Source organism: Microcystis sp. BLCC-F209, from assembly GCF_041928595.1.
GTDB lineage: Bacteria > Cyanobacteriota > Cyanobacteriia > Cyanobacteriales > Microcystaceae > Microcystis.
In genome coordinates this window covers 1-12,101 of the sequence record NZ_JBHFLL010000290.1, presented here as the reverse complement: position 1 = coordinate 12,101, position 12,101 = coordinate 1, and the positions used below count along the sequence as shown (strand labels likewise).

Annotated in this window: 14 protein-coding genes and 4 pseudogenes; 8 read left to right on the top strand and 10 right to left on the bottom strand. The window is 38.8% G+C overall.

Features of this window, described 5'->3' with window-relative positions; translation table 11 throughout:
• Window positions 1-65: 65 nt before the first annotated feature.
• Window positions 66-267: pseudogene (locus ACE1AQ_RS18505) on the top strand (helix-turn-helix domain-containing protein); the annotation flags it as partial.
• A complete protein-coding gene (gene cdd, locus ACE1AQ_RS18500) occupies window positions 266-673 on the top strand; it encodes a cytidine deaminase (RefSeq protein WP_008200919.1) in 408 nt (135 codons plus the stop codon). The pseudogene ACE1AQ_RS18505 and the gene cdd, both read left to right, overlap by 2 nt.
• Before the next feature lie 36 nt (window positions 674-709).
• On the opposite strand, the gene ACE1AQ_RS18495 is transcribed toward cdd, so the two are convergent.
• The 5 genes and pseudogenes from ACE1AQ_RS18495 to ACE1AQ_RS18475 all read right to left on the bottom strand — a co-directional run bounded on the left by ACE1AQ_RS18495 (window position 710) and on the right by ACE1AQ_RS18475 (window position 4,236).
• Window positions 710-1,549 carry an AbiJ-NTD4 domain-containing protein gene (locus ACE1AQ_RS18495; protein ID WP_039899915.1) on the bottom strand — a complete coding sequence of 280 codons (840 nt, stop codon included), beginning with the start codon at window positions 1,547-1,549 and terminating at the stop codon, window positions 710-712.
• A gap of 421 nt (window positions 1,550-1,970) precedes the next feature.
• The gene (locus ACE1AQ_RS18490; protein ID WP_008200920.1) at window positions 1,971-2,390 is read right to left on the bottom strand and encodes a type II toxin-antitoxin system VapC family toxin; all 420 of its coding nucleotides are present in this window, start codon (window positions 2,388-2,390) and stop codon (window positions 1,971-1,973) included.
• Window positions 2,387-2,602 carry a hypothetical protein gene (locus tag ACE1AQ_RS18485; protein WP_024970209.1) on the bottom strand — a complete coding sequence of 72 codons (216 nt, stop codon included), beginning with the start codon at window positions 2,600-2,602 and terminating at the stop codon, window positions 2,387-2,389. The genes ACE1AQ_RS18490 and ACE1AQ_RS18485 overlap by 4 nt, the downstream gene beginning before the upstream one ends.
• 57 nt (window positions 2,603-2,659) lie before the next feature.
• Window positions 2,660-2,743, bottom strand: a pseudogene (locus ACE1AQ_RS18480) (hypothetical protein); the annotation flags it as partial.
• 227 nt (window positions 2,744-2,970) lie between these two features.
• Window positions 2,971-4,236 carry a YcjF family protein gene (locus ACE1AQ_RS18475; protein WP_008200923.1) on the bottom strand — a complete coding sequence of 422 codons (1,266 nt, stop codon included), beginning with the start codon at window positions 4,234-4,236 and terminating at the stop codon, window positions 2,971-2,973.
• Between the two features lie 58 nt (window positions 4,237-4,294).
• Between ACE1AQ_RS18475 and ACE1AQ_RS18470 the strand changes: the two genes are divergently transcribed.
• Both ACE1AQ_RS18470 and ACE1AQ_RS18465 read left to right on the top strand, forming a co-directional pair.
• On the top strand, window positions 4,295-5,470 hold the full coding sequence (locus ACE1AQ_RS18470) for a DUF4336 domain-containing protein (protein ID WP_106908228.1): 1,176 nt from the start codon (window positions 4,295-4,297) through the stop codon (window positions 5,468-5,470).
• A 58-nt stretch (window positions 5,471-5,528) separates the two neighbouring features.
• Complete coding sequence (locus ACE1AQ_RS18465; RefSeq protein WP_008200926.1) at window positions 5,529-5,837, top strand: hypothetical protein; 309 nt, start codon at window positions 5,529-5,531, stop codon at window positions 5,835-5,837.
• A 215-nt stretch (window positions 5,838-6,052) separates the two neighbouring features.
• Here ACE1AQ_RS18465 and ACE1AQ_RS18460 read toward each other — a convergent pair whose 3' ends face one another.
• From ACE1AQ_RS18460 to ACE1AQ_RS18445, 4 genes are all read right to left on the bottom strand, one after another.
• Complete coding sequence (locus ACE1AQ_RS18460) at window positions 6,053-7,189, bottom strand: amino acid ABC transporter permease (RefSeq protein ID WP_110544991.1); 1,137 nt, start codon at window positions 7,187-7,189, stop codon at window positions 6,053-6,055.
• 279 nt (window positions 7,190-7,468) lie between these two features.
• Entirely contained in the window at window positions 7,469-7,735 is a 267-nt protein-coding gene (gene psaK, locus ACE1AQ_RS18455; protein WP_002760753.1) for a photosystem I reaction center subunit PsaK, read from the bottom strand.
• 144 nt (window positions 7,736-7,879) lie between these two features.
• The gene (gene rpmB, locus ACE1AQ_RS18450; protein WP_004160843.1) at window positions 7,880-8,116 is read right to left on the bottom strand and encodes a 50S ribosomal protein L28; all 237 of its coding nucleotides are present in this window, start codon (window positions 8,114-8,116) and stop codon (window positions 7,880-7,882) included.
• A gap of 239 nt (window positions 8,117-8,355) precedes the next feature.
• Window positions 8,356-8,469 carry a DUF29 family protein gene (locus ACE1AQ_RS18445; RefSeq protein WP_255348754.1) on the bottom strand — a complete coding sequence of 38 codons (114 nt, stop codon included), beginning with the start codon at window positions 8,467-8,469 and terminating at the stop codon, window positions 8,356-8,358.
• A 239-nt stretch (window positions 8,470-8,708) separates the two neighbouring features.
• Here ACE1AQ_RS18445 and ACE1AQ_RS18440 point away from each other — a divergent pair.
• From ACE1AQ_RS18440 to ACE1AQ_RS18425, 4 genes and pseudogenes are all read left to right on the top strand, one after another.
• A pseudogene (locus ACE1AQ_RS18440) lies at window positions 8,709-8,906 on the top strand (transposase); the annotation flags it as partial.
• A 30-nt stretch (window positions 8,907-8,936) separates the two neighbouring features.
• Entirely contained in the window at window positions 8,937-9,209 is a 273-nt protein-coding gene (locus tag ACE1AQ_RS18435) for a BrnA antitoxin family protein (protein ID WP_306342890.1), read from the top strand.
• 296 nt (window positions 9,210-9,505) lie between these two features.
• Window positions 9,506-9,691, top strand: a complete 186-nt coding sequence (locus tag ACE1AQ_RS18430) for a type II toxin-antitoxin system HicB family antitoxin (protein WP_110544993.1) — start codon at window positions 9,506-9,508, stop codon at window positions 9,689-9,691.
• A gap of 546 nt (window positions 9,692-10,237) precedes the next feature.
• Window positions 10,238-10,411, top strand: a complete 174-nt coding sequence (locus ACE1AQ_RS18425; RefSeq protein WP_008200938.1) for a hypothetical protein — start codon at window positions 10,238-10,240, stop codon at window positions 10,409-10,411.
• Here the strand turns inward: ACE1AQ_RS18425 and ACE1AQ_RS18420 are convergent.
• Window positions 10,332-11,933 (bottom strand): annotated as a pseudogene (locus tag ACE1AQ_RS18420) (IS1634 family transposase). The gene ACE1AQ_RS18425 and the pseudogene ACE1AQ_RS18420 sit on opposite strands and share 80 nt — an antisense overlap.
• Window positions 11,934-12,101: the final 168 nt, after the last annotated feature.

Here is a 12,101-nt window from a genome sequence, read left to right as displayed (position 1 = left end):
AATCGCCAATTCAAAAATGAAACGCACGACTCCTTAAGAGTTGACAGAGAAAGGCTCATGAGGTATTGTCCGATCAATGCAACAACAAATCCCAAAAACTAAGCCACCAACACCTTAACATAGAACAAAGAAACTTGCTCTACCAACCTAGTCAAGAGGGAAATTTATCTCAACGGCAAATGGCCGTCTTGCTCGGATGTCATCAAAGCACGACCAAAGGGATAATTAAGAAGTAATCAAAGTTGCCTCGGATGCTATCTAGCCGATGACCCTATCTGAACAAGAAAGACAACAACTCTGTGACACTGCTCGGGAAGTGGCGAAACTTTCCTATTCTCCCTATTCCCGTTTTCGCGTGGGGGCAGCGGTCTTGACAAATAAAAAGATTTATGCTGGTACTAATGTGGAGAACGCTAGTTATGGCTTGAGTTTATGCGCGGAAAGGGCAACTTTAGCGCAAATAATCGCGGCAGGCGATCGAGAAGTACGGGCGATCGCTATAGCCTGTATCGATGGGGTGGACAAGGATGATATTAGTCAGTTAACTCCCTGCGGAGCCTGTCGTCAATGGATAGCCGAATTAGCGCCGCAAGCAGAGATTATTATCTGTGGAACCCAGCAAAATTATCGTTTTAATCTCTCGGATTTACTGCCTTTTTCCTTTCGTTTTTAACTGTGGGTAAAGTATAGGGTTTAAGGTACTACAACGCTATCGCCTTGAGGCACTTTTGGCTATGAGGTAATTAATGTATGCTGAACAAACCGAAAGCATAAATACGGCAACATCTTTTGTTGCGGCGCTATGATCAATCAGTGCATGGCGTATTCCCGATTCATCGCTTGTGTATCCATATAACTTGGACAAAGCCTCCTTTAGAACAGGATGAAGATACCCGATTTCTTCAATTTTCTTGATTGATTTCCCAAGTGTAGCTTTTGGATCACCCGTAAAGTCTCTACAGGCAGATTCAACCGCAGATATAGATTCTTTTATTGAATTACGATAATCTGGGTCTTCTCTATCGTAAAGAAATCTAACGGATGTTGTTATATGTGTGGCAGCACCAGCAAACCGATTTTGGTTTGCCGCATTTTCAATAGAATCTATTGTATGTTCATCAATTAAGTCTGCTACCTTTCCATCAACAATTCTATAGCCACAGTTGTCTCGTTCCATAACACTGTTCATAAATTCGGTCATACCCCTAACTATGTTTTCGTCCTTTTCATCAAAAGAATATATCAGGCATTCGATGAAATCGTAAACCTCGTACCACTTAAACTGGAAAAAACGCTCACGGATAAATTCAACAAGTTTAGGCCAAGAAGTTGGGCATTCATCAAGTGGCATCTTAAAATAATTATGCCATAACCGCCTTAAGACAATCACATGGCTACAATTGCCTTTCTGGACGTAGTACAAAGAACCCGGTTCTACAAATTTTAATGATATAGCAGACCATAACCCATTACGCAATCCCCTATCCATAGAATCTATCTGGACAGGAACCTCCGTCGGTTGAATATTTTTTCGTTGTGAAAATGTCATTGTGTTCTTTTTGGATAATTTTGTCCCCTAACTATTAATTCAATTATAGCAATTCTCATCCTGTTGAAGTACCAAGTCTCTTGTTTGAGAAAACAGGGAACAGAGAAAAAGGAGTGAGAAATCAATAGTTTAAGTGAGGTTATATCATGATACTGGTAAACTCTCTGGGTAGATTAAAAAGACAGGGTGAGCGTATCTCAAACGCTATTGACAATTGGCCAATTTTGTGAGTCGCTTGCTGTGTAGGCATTTCAAGTAATACCAGTCAATCATAAAAGTTACGAACTCGACCCATTTGGTCGATTATTGCTTAACAATTGAGATGGCAAATTATAATCAAATATGCCTGAATTGTCCTCTGGGTAAGCAACCTCAATAAACTTCATTTTGTCAAGGATTGTCAAGATGCACTTACCCTAGATTAGAGAAACCAATTTTCAATCACTAAACCCTGAAAATCTTTAAAATCGTCAACATTATTGGTAACTAAAGTCAAATTGTTGGTAAAAGCAATAGACGCTATTTGAGCATCGACAAAGGCAGGACTCTTACCAACTTTAGATAACCTTGCCCTTTCCCGTGCGTGATATTGGGCTGATTTTAAGTCATAATCGAATAAAGGTAGATTGGCTAAAATAACATTATTTACATAATCTTCTAGGTCTTGGCGTTTTTTGGACAAAGGAAGTCGAAAACAACCAAATAATAGCTCATGGATAACCAGAGTAGCTGTGGCTATTTCCCGTTTAGATAACCTGAGCTTTGTCATGACCTTCTGATTAGGTTGAGGTCGTTTAGCCTCTGACAAAACATTAGTATCTAGTAAATACTTGAGAGTCATAAATGAACATCTCTCCCCGTTGACTTGTCCCGTAAATTATCAAAAGTATCATCATCAAGACTTGCCAAATCTACCCTTTGCCTAAAATCTTGCAAGGCTGACCAAAAATCATTAACCTCTCTAATTTCTACTAATATCTCTTCATTATCGGGAAAATCAACTTCCTCTAATAACTCAATAATTTTGCCTTTTTTAATTCCTTTAACTAACATAATATCAACTCCTTCTAAATGATCTGTATCGTAGAATTCAACATAGAGAGAATCATCAAAAATAGTTTTTGCTTCCTCAATTGAGACTTCGTGCTTTGATAGATTGCGTTCTGCCTTATTTTTATCCCAGTCAAACTGCATAAAGCCATTATACTGCTACTCACTGAAACTGATGGCACATTTTTGATATGTTTTGTCTATTACTTGAACGGGATATATTCAACTGTATTGAACCATAGATCTGGTTGAAAAGCCCAAGTAAATTTCCACTGGGGCTAAAGCTGACGAATATTACTAAAATCTCGCTAACTTGAAGATATGCTACTTGTCTTAGGCTGCTTCATCTCCAACACTTAAGGGGCTAATAACTACATTTTATCTTCCCCCGTGGCGACATTTTTAAATCTTTCTTGGGCAGCAGAAAAAGCCTCTTTCATCACCCTTTGAATCCTCTTAGGATCGGGTTTTTTACCCCCCATTAAATCGCCAAAATAGACACAAGCGCCCTCTCCTAGGGCCCAGGTATAGGCAGCGGACCAAGAAGCGGCGATAACACTGCCAAAACCGGGGATAAATTTCACCAATTCCCGGCCGATGGCCTGGGCTAAAAAGCCGCCAGCGATCGCACTGACGACTCCACCGGCTTGGGATGGAGTTAAGACTTGACCGTATAATTTGCCTAAAACCCCCACCATTGACACTTGTAGGGCGGTTAACACTGGCATAGTCGCTAAGGGTAAGGGAATCGCCGCCAAGGTTCCCGCTATGACAGAAAAGGCCAACATATAGCGTCGGGCCACGTCCCGATAGAGATGGCCTAATTTATTGCTGGTTTCCCGGTCCAAAAGTTGGTGGATGGTGTTAGCCTCGGCTTTTGGCAATAAATCGGCTAAATTGTCCCTAAATGCCTCTAAACCGTAAAAAACGGGGTTATAACCGTCTTCCTCTAGGGTGAAATCTATCAGCACAGAATTGTCGTATAAATCCTTAAAAGTTTCTTTAATTTCTTGATAGGCGCGATTGATATCCTCGAAATCGGGAGGATAAGGGGGATGATCAACGGTATTAGGAGGATAAAGCTGATGAAGACAGGTGACAGCCAGTAAACAGGGGATTTTAGGATATTTTTGCCGCAGTTGTCTGGTAATTTCCAGAAGGCTATCGGTGGCAAAATCATTAATTTTTACCGTCACGATAAAAACTTGGGCGCGTCCCGTGTTTTCGCTTAAATCTGCCAATAATTCCGCGATTACTGTGTCTGTGTGTTGATAGGCATCCCCTAACCCCACCGTATCGGTAAAAATCAACAGGGGTAAGTCTTCCGCTGGGTAGGAGTAGCGCTGGGTGTTTTGGGTGTGGGGACGGAAACCTTGCCCGACTATTTCCGCCGAAACTCCCGTTATTCCCCTAATAATCGCACTTTTTCCCGCTTGCGGTTTGCCGATTAACAGCGCTTCGGTGGTGGGTAATTCTTGACGGACTTTTTCTAAAATTTCCGCCACTTGAGTGTCACTAACACTAAACCATTGCAGGACAGTATTAGTCAACTGGTCGATGGGGAGTCTTTTCATCACTTCCCCCGTGAGACTATTCCAAGTATTGACCAAAGAATCAATGGGCAGTTTATCAGTCATGGGGATTAGAAGGGTTTATGATAACTAAAATAGAAATTTTCAGCGATAGAATCAGACGATGACAAAAGCCGCAATTAGTCCGCAAGATTTATCATGGCCTTTTTGGCCAATTGTACCACTTTATCCCTATGGTCAAAGACGGACAATTCGCCAAGAAGTGGTGAAAGATACGCTCTGGACATTTGAGCAATTGCAGGGTATTTTCTATGTGGTTGTGCCGATTCGCATGACGGTAATTAAGTTAGCATCCGGGGGTTTATTTGTTTATGCACCAGTGGCCCCGACTCCGGAATGTATTCGCTTAATGCGTGAGTTGGAAAATGAACACGGGGAAGTTAAATATATTATTTTGCCGACGATTTCTGGGATTGAACATAAGGTTTTTGTCGGTCCTTTTGCCCGTTATTTTCCTAAGGCTATAGTTTATGTTGCTCCTAATCAATGGAGTTTTCCTCTTAATTTACCTTTGAGTTGGTTGGGTTTACCAGCAAAACGAACGGAAATTTTACCCTCTGACTCGGCAACCACTCCTTTAGCAAAAGATTTTAGTTATGAAATCTTACCCGCAATCGATCTGAATGTGGGATACTTCTCGGAGGTGGCTTTTTTTCATCACTACTCTCAAACTTTGCTGCTGACCGATGGCATTATTTCTATCCCAGAAAATCCTCCCGCTATTTTAGAATTAGACCCCTATCCGCTGCTGTTTCACGCTAAAAATAGTGCTAAGGATCTGGTGGAGGATACTCCAGAAAATCGCCGTCGGGGTTGGCAGAGAATTTGTCTTTTTGCTCTTTATTTTCAACCTCCTGTTTTAGCTGTTCCCAATTGGATTAAGGTGTTTCGAGATGCTTTTAATGCTAAGGAAAGGAGTAAAAAAGCCTATTTTGGTTTATTCCCTTTTCAATGGGGTGATGATTGGCAAAGGACTTTTTTAAATTTGCGTCAAGAGGGGAGGTTAATAGTCGCGCCAATTTTGCAAACTTTGATTCTTAATCGCAATACTGACGAGGTGAGTCAATGGGTTGAGAGAATTTGCCAATGGCCGATTAAACAGGTTATTCCTTGTCATTTTGCTAGTCCAATTCAAGCTGATAGTCAAGAGTTTCAGCAGGCTTTTTCTTTCTTGTCAAAAGATTCTTATTTACCTAAAGATGACTTAGAATGTTTAGAAAATATTGATAGTTTTTTAGTGCGCTGGCGATTGACTCCTCCCCCCGATAAAAAATTGTAATTTATGGCTAAGAACTGCTATAATATATGCAGTTGTTCGTTGATTGCTAATTAAGGTTATGCAAATTCCCGAAAATCACAGTAATGATGACATCAGAGAAGCGTTGATTCAATTAAGTGATGAAGTTAGTGATTTGCAAGAAAAATTCAGCCAATCACAAGACGCATTCAGTAAGTGGCGAGATGAAATAGGACAAAAAATTGATCGCATAGATTATAAATTTGATGCCTATCAAAAAGGTACAGATGGTATGGTGAGAATGGCTACTACTATCATCATTGCCACCGCTTCTGTGGTGGTTTTATCTAGTCTTAGTCCTGCGGTGACAGCAATTATCACCGCTTTATATTCTGCTAATGCTCATTAGACCTCTTGTAAAAATCAACATTCGTATTGTTGTTAGGGTTAGGAGTCAGTAGCCAGTAATCAGTAGTCAGGAGAATTAAGAATGAATAATAATCAATTAAATGGTCTATTTACAGATTTTAGGCAATAATCCTTATTTTTTTCGTTTTTGAACCATCAAAAATTAATTATGCAAGAGGTTTATTAATTAATTTATCACTAAATTCCGGTGCGTTACTACCTTTCCTGAATTTTTACCCGTTGGTTTAATTGATTCATAGCCAGAGAAATCACCAGATTAAAGAATAAATAGGTGGCCATAACTACTATTAACATCTCTACAGCTTTTCCTGTCTGATTAGCGATGGTACTAGAGATAGCATAAATATCATTATAACCAATAGCGATCGCTAAACTAGAGTTTTTAACAAGGTTTAAACATTCATTAGTTAAAGGAGGAATAATCACTGGCAAAGCTTGGGGAAAAATCACTAATCTCATCACTAATAAAGGTTTTAATCCCAAGGCTTTAGCTGCTTCCCATTGTCCCAGATTAACCGATTGAATCCCCCCCCGTACCGTTTCCGCAATAAAGGCAGCTGTATAAACAGTTAAACCGATTAAGAGGGTGGCAAACTCGGAAGAAAGATGTAAACCAAAGTCAATATTTTGATTAAGAGGATTAACTTGGGGACTTTGCCATTGTAAACCCCAGATTAGAGGAATTATAGCTAGGATTAGTAGGCTAGTTATACATAAACCAAGTTTATTTTTTAGGTATGAAAATACTGAGATAATTATTCCTAAAATAATGACAGCAAAGGTTAACCATGTCCTGAAACTATTAGCGGGAAAAGGTAAATAGACTCCTGAGTTATTTAAAAACACCCTGCCAAAAAACTCTAGAGAGTCCTCAATCTTCGGCAGTTTCAGAAATACGGCAAAATACCAGAAAAATAATTGTAATAATAGAGGAGTATTGCGAATAGTTTCCACATAAATTGTTGCTAACTGACGAATTAACCAATTATCCGACAAGCGACCTAACCCGATGACTATTCCCAGACTAATCGCCAAAAATATGCCAGTAATCATAATGCGGAGGGAATTAAGCAATCCCACCAAAAGAGCGCGAAAATAGGTATCGGTGGGACTGTAGGCAATAGGAGAGTCACCAATAGCAAAAGAGGCTGGTCGGTCGGGATCAAAGAGAAAGCCAAAGCCAAAACTTAAGCGTAGGCGTTGGAAATTAAGCACTAAATTGCGACCAAAAAACCAGAAAATTAGACAGACAATTAGCAGGATAATTACCTGTAGAAAAATCTTCTGAAATCGCTCATCGTACCAAAAAGAATTTTTTTGAGGTAAAGTCATAATGGGTGCATCTCAATTTGGTCGAAATATCTATATTACATTTGGGCGCACGCAGTTCGATAAACTCACTGACCACGATGCGCCCCTACCATTGGCGCGATAATATTATTGTAGGGGCGAATGGCATTCGCCCTCTTTTAATAACTTCTGCTGCTCACCAATATGTGAGAGAAAGTCACAAAGATAAGATGCACCCAGTCATATTTATTGTATAGTCCAGAATTTTTCACAAAAGAAATCGGTGACTTTTGGCCACCGATTGAGAAAATCAAAACATATTTAGATAACTCCCAGACGGGAAAGACCGAGGATGACACCAGCGCCGAGGACATGACCAAAACTGGTAGTACCCAGTAAAGCGCCTAATCCCATACCACCGAATAAAGCGGGGGAAGGTAAAGCAGGACCGACATTTTGTTGTTGAATAGTCGCTTTACCGAAAGCAATAGCGAGAATATTGCAGATAATCATGACAATCGCCACTTTGGGACTCCATTCGCTGGAACCTTGCACGGCGGTGGCGGCCATTAATAGGGTTGAATACATTGAAATTCTCCTGAACAGGTCGTTTTAAGTTTTTAATCTTAAAGGTAGTTTTCACCCCACATCACGCCCTGTTGCAATACTTAATAATCAAAAGCACAGGAGTCAACGATACGGCCGATTTGTCTCCACTTATGAACTACTAAATTAGTACAAATTCAAGTTTAAGCCTACTTCTCTAGCGAAGACGGCTAATCCTTTCTTTTCAATGGTTTTGATAGCTTTGGTGGAGAGGCGTAGTTTTACCCAACGGTTGCCTTCCGACCACCAAACTCTTTTCCATTGCAGGTTAGCTTCTTGTAATTTTTTGGTGCGACGGTGGGAGTGGGACACTGCATAGGCGTTATTGGCCTTTTTCCCCGTCATAGTACAGACTCTAGACATAATTTGCTCCTGTGCGATCGATGTTTGTCAATAGTCAACCTTTCTAGTTTAACTCAAATCTCGCCAGATTATGCTTTGACGATCAATTGTACCATAAAAAAATTATGCAAAAGGGATTTTTTTGATAATTATGACTCTTTCAGACAGCCTTGCTACCTCACTCCCAAAAATCAGTCGTTAAAATCCTCTGCCAATCCCTCCCATAGGGCCATTCCTCCAGAAAAGACAGCGCCTTATATTCACCGTTTTTGCGAAATGCCTAACGCCTCTACCTCCTCAATCAAATGCTCCCAATCCAAACTAGCAAAATCTCTTGCTTTCAGTTGTTTAACCGTTTGCTCCACCCAAAGCAAAATATCCTCTTAGTAAAGTGATGTAACCATTTGTCTTTGCCAAAATTAATCACGTCTTTTTAGTATAGTTTAGTCCACCCAACAGTAAATCCTCTGCCTAAAAATCAGGCAAAAATTTTATCAATGATCGCACCTTAACTAATGAGAAGATAAGGGATAAGTCGGTTGATTAGGGTTTTTATGGTAATTCTTGAAGCTATGAGGTACAATGGGGAGCAAATAGACAAATAATAGAACTCGAAGGAAACTGTCTGATCATGGATAACGCCAAGATTCATCTCGAAGAAATGGCCAGAGAAATAATCGAACAAGAACAAGCTAGACTCATCTATTTACCTCCTTATTCTCCCGAATTCTCTCCTATTGAAAACTTTTGTTCAAAAGTCACAGCGATGTTAAGAAAACTGAAGGCGAGAACTTACAAAAAAGAAATCAAAGCATTCGTCTCATATCAGCCAGAAAAGCCAATGAACGGGAGAGAAAACCCTATGAGCAACCCTGAATTTTCCCTTGATATGCCTCTTAAAGAGCGACAAGAGAAATTTATGCAAATGTCCGATGAGGATATTGATTATTCAGATATTCCTCCCCTAGATGATGAATTTTTCAAGAATGCTAAACTGGTTAAACCAAATCCACAAACAGAGCAAATTAGTATCAGGTTGGATTCAGAAATCCTTGAGTGGTTTAAGAATCATGCTCAAGAAAAGAGCTATCACGTCCTGATTAATGATCTATGAGGACCCTGCGTCAAACATCAATCGCAATAGCCGATTATCTACCGAGTAAAGAACCTCAAAGGAATGATTTCTTTCATCATCAACCGGTTTCTTCTTTCTTGATTGTTTGTGGTAGTCCTAAAGGCTGAACTTGATAATAATCATAATTATAGGCGCTCACACTTTTCAATTATCAACAATAAAACAGCGATCGCCTTTTTCCAAAAATATCAACCGCAATCGCTTTGGGAAAAGATATTTTATACTAAGCCAGTTATTGCTTAGAATGAAGCATATAACTAAATGGAGTAACAGTAATGTTAGTTTGCTACGCTTTAAGTGATTATATCCAAGAAGCTCTGACTATTTCCCAAATTGAACAGTTAGAAGATGCTAGTTATGTTGGTACAATTCCTAACTGTCAAGGGATCATTGCTTTTGGAAATACTTTTGCAGAGTGTCAGGTTGAGTTACGTTCTACCCTGGAGGATTGGGTTTTATAGGGATTAAAGTTAGGTCATACTTTGCCTGTCATTGCAGGAATTGATTATCAATAGGGAGCATCTCATTTATGCAAGTGAGTAATTATACTTGTCCCTAAAACTGGTTTCTAGCAAGGCTTTTAAAATAGCTTGACATAAAACCTGATTTAGAGGTTACAAAGGTGAGATGCTCCCCATCAATACATGAAAAAAGTGTTCTTTTTGAATCGATTGGCGGGGGGATTGGCTTTTGGCAAAGCCTCCAGAAATTGAGCAAGCGGGAGTTAACGATCTCGATGGTTTGGAGGTGTGGGGTGGCCTAGCAGATGCGACTCCTGATGATGCTGATGTGTACTCTTTGCTGGGAGGTCCCCTCATTAACGGTACGAGAACGTCATTATGGTACTACAACGGTAGTGTAACCCACATTCCGCACTTTATGATTAAGTCGCAATAATGCCACCAAGAAAAACTGATTGAACGACAAAATTTGTTGAGATTGTAGAATTTTTACATCTGACTTCACCAAAAATAATTTGACAGAAGCAAGAGTCGCTCAAGTTAGACATGGTTAAACTAAAGTGTCCTAACTTATTAGACACTTTTCGGGGAAAAAGTTTTTTCTGGAATTGGCTTAAACTGAATTTGTCCAATTTGATTCTCAACTTACTCGGTAGTAATTTTGGCAATAAATCGAAAAATATTGAAGAATATCAAGAATCTCGTCAGTTAAATTACTGATGTGGCTTTGAGCATTAATCTTCACTAAGTGAATTCCCTGTAAAACCTGAAATATCCATCTCAAAGTTGGTTTATCTGTGGCTTTACCAAGTTGATTTTTGACTTTTCCTCCTTTCCTTTCCTTTCTAGTTCCCCTCTTAACATTCTTTGTCCCAGACTATATACTAATAAGCATATTCCCATTAAAAAACCCATTATTTCTATCCTTTTTGGGTTTTTCACAAAGACACTATCTGCTAGAAATAAGGGGTCTTTAATGAATGTAAATCCTCGTTCACAAGATTGTTGTGCTTTATATTCATCAAGCATTTCTTCCGCCGATAGGTTTTCCTTGTCGAGAACATTAGTAACGATAATAAATCTTCCTGCTCTTTCTGTTTCGGCTTTAATAATTTCAGCTTTTTTTTCAATTACTCCTTGACAGCTATAGACTTTCTCCTTCTTGTTATTGAGGATTTCTTGATATTCTAATTCTCCTAACTCATGATATTTTAAAGTTTTATTAAATTTCTTCACTTCGAGTTTCAATTCAGTCAGTTTAGGCTTTTTCTCTGCTGCCAATTCTTTAATTGTTTTTCAATTTTTTCCTTCTCCTTCCTTAACTTGTCAGACAATTTTTCCAAGTTTGAATCTTTTCTAGCTGCACTCTCTACGATAAGCCATCTTTGCCTAATTCCGTGATAATTTACTGGCTTTTCTTAGTATTTATAGCCCTTTTTTTGACTTAAATGAAACTCAGCTTCCTTAGCTTTTTCTACAATTTTTTTTCGCATTTTTTAAGCTAAAAAGTACTCTGGTTAACCATTTTATTTCTCCTAAACTCTGAAGATTTTTGGCGGTGTATAAGGCACTATCTGCTACCTATATTGTCTCCAGATTCAGGTTTTTTTGATAAGCTTTTATGATTAACGGAAAAATATTTTTGTCCGACTCGTTCCCTGAACCTGTTCTCATTAGCAAAGGAACATCCCCATCACTACTTACCATCAGATCTAGCATAAACTGTTTTAAGTCAGGTCTTTCATCTTGCGAATATCCATAAGTAATTTCGATAACATTTTCTGAGTTTTCTTGCTGATTTTCTTCCTCTTCTTCTTTGAGCTTGTATTCTCCATGAACGGACACCGAAGCTCGAATCTAGATGACTGTATTTAGTATTTATTTCGTACTTATTGGTCGTATTTATCGCTAAACTTGTCCAAGTTTTTTCTAGACCCTATTTATGTAGATAATCCATAACTCTGCCGATTTTATCGTCATTTATCTCTTCGGATTTTATTCCTTTTCCTAATAAGTGTTCTATCGGTTTATCTTCAAAAAACTTGGGAAACAAATATAAAGGTTTACTAACAAATCCCAAACCATTTAGGATGATGGCTTTCACGATTGTGCCAGCACTAATTTTCTATCTCTTGTCTATTCCTAATGCTTCATTGACTAAATCTTCGATTTCTAATTCATCAATAATTCCCGCAACTATCCCTAAGTGATCTAAGTTTTTTACCTTGATTTCCTGGTTCATTTTTTTTCTCTAGGTATGAGCGGTTCACTTTAATTATTATCTCATCTTTTTCGTCTCAGGTGTTTGAATATTTATACTTAGCTATCTCAAGAGCTTTCCGAGTATTTATACTTAGTGGTTTGCTCAACTTTCTCTGTCCTTCCCTTTGTGTTTTTCAACCTGCGGAAT

What these genes read in the sequence shown, in the direction of transcription:
- cdd (WP_008200919.1), top strand. Translation starts at nt 266, where the DNA reads ATGACCCTATCTGAACAAGAAAGACAACAACTCTGTGACACTGCTCGG.
- ACE1AQ_RS18495 (WP_039899915.1), bottom strand. Translation starts at nt 1,549, where the DNA reads ATGACATTTTCACAACGAAAAAATATTCAACCGACGGAGGTTCCTGTC.
- ACE1AQ_RS18490 (WP_008200920.1), bottom strand. Translation starts at nt 2,390, where the DNA reads ATGACTCTCAAGTATTTACTAGATACTAATGTTTTGTCAGAGGCTAAA.
- ACE1AQ_RS18485 (WP_024970209.1), bottom strand. Translation starts at nt 2,602, where the DNA reads ATGTTAGTTAAAGGAATTAAAAAAGGCAAAATTATTGAGTTATTAGAG.
- ACE1AQ_RS18475 (WP_008200923.1), bottom strand. Translation starts at nt 4,236, where the DNA reads ATGACTGATAAACTGCCCATTGATTCTTTGGTCAATACTTGGAATAGT.
- ACE1AQ_RS18470 (WP_106908228.1), top strand. Translation starts at nt 4,295, where the DNA reads ATGACAAAAGCCGCAATTAGTCCGCAAGATTTATCATGGCCTTTTTGG.
- ACE1AQ_RS18465 (WP_008200926.1), top strand. Translation starts at nt 5,529, where the DNA reads ATGCAAATTCCCGAAAATCACAGTAATGATGACATCAGAGAAGCGTTG.
- ACE1AQ_RS18460 (WP_110544991.1), bottom strand. Translation starts at nt 7,189, where the DNA reads ATGACTTTACCTCAAAAAAATTCTTTTTGGTACGATGAGCGATTTCAG.
- psaK (WP_002760753.1), bottom strand. Translation starts at nt 7,735, where the DNA reads ATGTATTCAACCCTATTAATGGCCGCCACCGCCGTGCAAGGTTCCAGC.
- rpmB (WP_004160843.1), bottom strand. Translation starts at nt 8,116, where the DNA reads ATGTCTAGAGTCTGTACTATGACGGGGAAAAAGGCCAATAACGCCTAT.
- ACE1AQ_RS18435 (WP_306342890.1), top strand. Translation starts at nt 8,937, where the DNA reads ATGAACGGGAGAGAAAACCCTATGAGCAACCCTGAATTTTCCCTTGAT.
- ACE1AQ_RS18430 (WP_110544993.1), top strand. Translation starts at nt 9,506, where the DNA reads ATGTTAGTTTGCTACGCTTTAAGTGATTATATCCAAGAAGCTCTGACT.
- ACE1AQ_RS18425 (WP_008200938.1), top strand. Translation starts at nt 10,238, where the DNA reads ATGGTTAAACTAAAGTGTCCTAACTTATTAGACACTTTTCGGGGAAAA.